The 3,854-nt window shown below is 41.5% G+C and carries 2 protein-coding genes and 1 tRNA gene; 1 reads left to right on the top strand and 2 read right to left on the bottom strand.

Translation table 11 applies throughout. The features are described 5' to 3' along the window. Positions 1-16 precede the first annotated feature (16 nt). Positions 17-190 carry a hypothetical protein gene (locus OQ5_RS23555; RefSeq protein ID WP_016777836.1) on the bottom strand — a complete coding sequence of 58 codons (174 nt, stop codon included), beginning with the start codon at positions 188-190 and terminating at the stop codon, positions 17-19. Positions 191-453: 263 nt separating this feature from the next. On the opposite strand from OQ5_RS23555, the gene mutS reads away from it, so the two are divergent. Continuing rightward, positions 454-3,075: a DNA mismatch repair protein MutS gene (gene mutS / locus OQ5_RS0112630; RefSeq protein ID WP_026055277.1), complete on the top strand. Its 2,622-nt coding sequence runs from the start codon at positions 454-456 to the stop codon at positions 3,073-3,075. A 36-nt stretch (positions 3,076-3,111) separates the two neighbouring features. On the opposite strand, the gene OQ5_RS0112625 is transcribed toward mutS, so the two are convergent. Further along, positions 3,112-3,196: transfer RNA gene (locus tag OQ5_RS0112625), tRNA-Leu, on the bottom strand. Positions 3,197-3,854: the final 658 nt, after the last annotated feature.

Here is a 3,854-nt window from a genome sequence, read left to right as displayed (position 1 = left end):
CAGGTTAGGAGTGGACTCATTCTTCAACTTTTCTATTGAGAATAATGTGAACAAATAATCCTCCTATCAGCAGGAGCATAGAAATAATCAAATAGATGTTGTCCGTATAACTGTTTATAGCATAAACGCCTAAAATAACAACAGCTGCAATGATAAATAATATACCCAGATTTTTTAACAGATATTTCATGATACAAAATGTTTGATTACTGTTCATACTTTTATTAATGCGAATATAAAAATATTAATTGAATCCAATAATTCAAAATCAAAGATTGGAGAAATCTTTATTATTTGATTCTCTTTTTATCTTTGTAAGACTAACCCAAATTCATGCAAGCAAGCGGCGGAGCCGGGCAGTGTGATTCATGCTCAAGATAAAGAAATTGTAAGGTTTCCACCTCATCTTATTCGATGAAAACTGAAGTTGAATCAGAAAAAACAAATTTTCCATTGGCAAAATCGAAAACACCGGTTGTTGAGACCCCACTGATGAAGCAGTATTACAACATCAAGCGAAAGTATCCTGATGCCATATTGCTTTTCAGAGTAGGAGATTTTTATGAGACTTTTTCGGAGGATGCCATAAAAGCATCCGGAATTCTTGGTATTACACTTACCCAACGGGCTAATGGTTCTGCCTCTTCTGTTGAGCTGGCTGGATTTCCCCATCATGCACTGGATACATATCTTCCAAAACTTGTCAGAGCCGGACAGCGTGTAGCCGTGTGTGATCAGCTCGAAGACCCTAAAATGACCAGGAAAATTGTAAAGCGCGGGGTTACCGAACTGGTTACACCCGGGGTAGCTATTAATGAAAATATTCTTGAACATCGCGAGAATAATTTTTTGGCAGCTGTTCATCTCGAACAAAAGTCCGGTGGTGTTGCATTCCTTGATATTTCTACAGGTGAGTTTTTAACAGCAGAGGGGCCTTTTGATCATCTCGAAAAACTAATATCGGGGTTTAAGCCTAAAGAAATACTCTTCGAAAAGAACAAACGTAGTGCTTTTACTGAAATTTTTGGTTCAGGGCATTATACCTACGGTCTTGATGATTGGGTCTTTACTGAAGAGTCGGCCCGCGACAAGCTATTGAAGCATTTCCAGACAAAGTCGTTGAAAGGATTTGGAATTGAACGTCTGAAATCAGGCGTTATAGCTGCAGGTGCTGTATTGCACTATCTTGATCTTACTCAGCACCACCAGATAAGCCATATTTCTAGTATTTCAAGAATTGATGAAGATAAATATGTATGGCTTGACCGGTTTACCATTCGCAACCTGGAGATTTTTGCCCCGGTGAATGAAGGGGGACGATCCTTAATAGATGTTATCGATGAGACGATTACCCCGATGGGAAGCCGGTTGCTTAAAAGATGGGTTGCTTTGCCGCTTAAAGATGTTCAACCGATACTGGATCGGCAATCGGTCGTTGAGCACTTCTTTAAAGCCCCGGAACTGAAGATGGAGTTGGAAACTCACCTTCGACCCGTGGGGGATTTGGAGCGGTTGGTTTCCAAGGTTGCGGCAGGTCGTATTACTCCGCGTGAAATGATACAAATGCGAAATGCCCTGAGGAGTATCGGTCCTGTTAAGAAGTTGTGTATGTCTGCCGATAACGAGGTGCTTAACCATCTTGGAGATCAGCTTAATGCGTGTGATACAATAAGAGAGCGAATCGAAAAGGAAATTGTGCCCGATCCTCCCAATAACATTAATAAAGGAAACGTCATTCGGGATGGAGTCTCAACCGACCTTGATGAACTCAGACATATTGCCTTTTCCGGTAAAGATTACCTGAATGAGTTGCAAAAACGGGAAATCGGGCGAACCGGAATACCGAATCTTAAGATAAGTTTTAACAATGTTTTCGGTTATTACATTGAGGTACGCAATACCCATAAGGATAAAGTTCCGTCCGACTGGATACGCAAACAAACCCTTGTAAATGCCGAGCGTTATATTACCGAAGAACTGAAGGAGTACGAGAATAAAATTCTGGGTGCAGAAGAACGGATGCTTGTTCTTGAGACCGAGCTTTATGGTGCCCTGGTTTCTGCCCTTACAGAATTTATTCCCGCTATTCAGTTGAATTCCAATCTGCTGGCCCGCCTCGATTGTTTGCTTGGATTTGCAACCCTTGCGGCAGAAAATCATTATGTAAGACCGGTAGTAAACGACAGTGAAGAAATCGATATAAGGGGAGGTCGCCATCCGGTTATCGAGAAACAACTTCCGGCGGGAGAGGAATATGTTCCCAACGATGTGTTCCTGGATAATGACACACAGCAGGTTATGATTATCACCGGGCCCAATATGGCCGGTAAGTCAGCGCTTTTGAGACAAACGGCACTTATTGTTTTACTTGCCCAGATTGGCAGCTTCGTACCTGCCGATAGTGCTTCAATCGGGGTGGTTGATAAAATATTTACACGTGTTGGAGCTTCAGATAATATTTCACTTGGAGAATCTACCTTTATGGTGGAAATGAACGAAGCTTCGAGTATTTTGAACAATCTTTCGTCGAAGAGTCTGGTGCTCTTTGATGAACTTGGACGCGGAACAAGTACTTACGACGGTATCTCTATTGCCTGGTCAATTGTTGAGTATATTCATGAAAATACTAAAGCAAGAGCAAAGACATTGTTTGCAACGCATTATCATGAACTCAATGAAATGGAAAAATCGTTTAGCCGTTGCCGTAATTATAATGTATCGGTGAAGGAGGTTGATAATAAGGTGATTTTTTTGCGTAAGTTGGTTCCGGGAGGAAGCGAGCACAGTTTTGGAATACACGTGGCTCGTATGGCCGGAATGCCACCGAGTGTTGTCAGGAGAGCCAATGAAATTTTATCCGAATTGGAAAATAATTACAGGCAGGGTGATATTTCAAAGCCTGTAGGCGATTTGGCCCAACATCGTGAAGGATATCAGCTAAGCTTTTTCCAGCTGGATGATCCTGTATTGCAGCAAATACGGGATCAAATTGTAAATTTGGATATAAACAATCTGACCCCGGTTGATGCGCTGAATAAGCTGAACGAGATAAAACGAATCGCCGGATTGAAATAGAAAACGCTCTTTGGATTTACCAAAGAGCGTTTTTTGTACCCGGAGCGGGACTTGAACCCGCACGGCCGCGATGGCCACAGGATTTTAAGTCCTGCGTGTCTACCAATTCCACCATCCGGGCGGATTGTGAAATCCTTTTTGTAAGCGGTGCAAATATAGTTTTTTTCGGAGTTCTCTACAACAATAGTATTAAACTTTTGCTGATGCCTGGTAACTATCTTCTATTTTCTGTTTTTTGTATTCTGCCTTTGTGTTTCTCTATTCCCGGTGGTAAATTTTTAACCTCAACCTCAACCTCAACCTCAACCTTAACCTTAACCTTAACCTTAACCTTAACCTTATTCTTATCCTCTATAAAATAATCTGTGTAAATCTGTGTTATCTGTGGTGCAACCTCTTTGTTCTATTGTAAATTCTCAACCTCAACCTTAGCCTTAACCCCAAACCATCTGCCTTCTGCTTTCGTTACGGCAAGGTGGATATAATTTTAAAAAAAAGCTTTGTTTCCGCCGTTCTTCGGGAAAAATGTGGTGAATGGCAATATCGTGGGGTGAATGGGAGATGCTTATGATGGCAGCAAATCGAAAAATTTGTTCCTTTGCCACGTTGTATTTAGTGCGTGTCTATAAACTCGCAAAAATTTTCACAATATGTGTGTCTGTTCAGAAAGTGCCAGTTGCAAGGCTTGCGAAGCCGCCAAAAACGGAGTTTACTCATCGTAAATGAGGATTTTGGCGGCGAGCGTAACACAGCAAATGGTACTTTATGGACAGACACTA

The organism is Anaerophaga thermohalophila str. Valhall (assembly GCF_000250735.1).
GTDB lineage: Bacteria > Bacteroidota > Bacteroidia > Bacteroidales > Marinilabiliaceae > Anaerophaga > Anaerophaga thermohalophila_A.
Note: the sequence above shows the minus strand (reverse complement) of the source record. Positions and strands in the feature narration are given on the sequence as shown.

What these genes read in the sequence shown, in the direction of transcription:
- OQ5_RS23555 (WP_016777836.1), bottom strand. Translation starts at nt 190, where the DNA reads ATGAAATATCTGTTAAAAAATCTGGGTATATTATTTATCATTGCAGCT.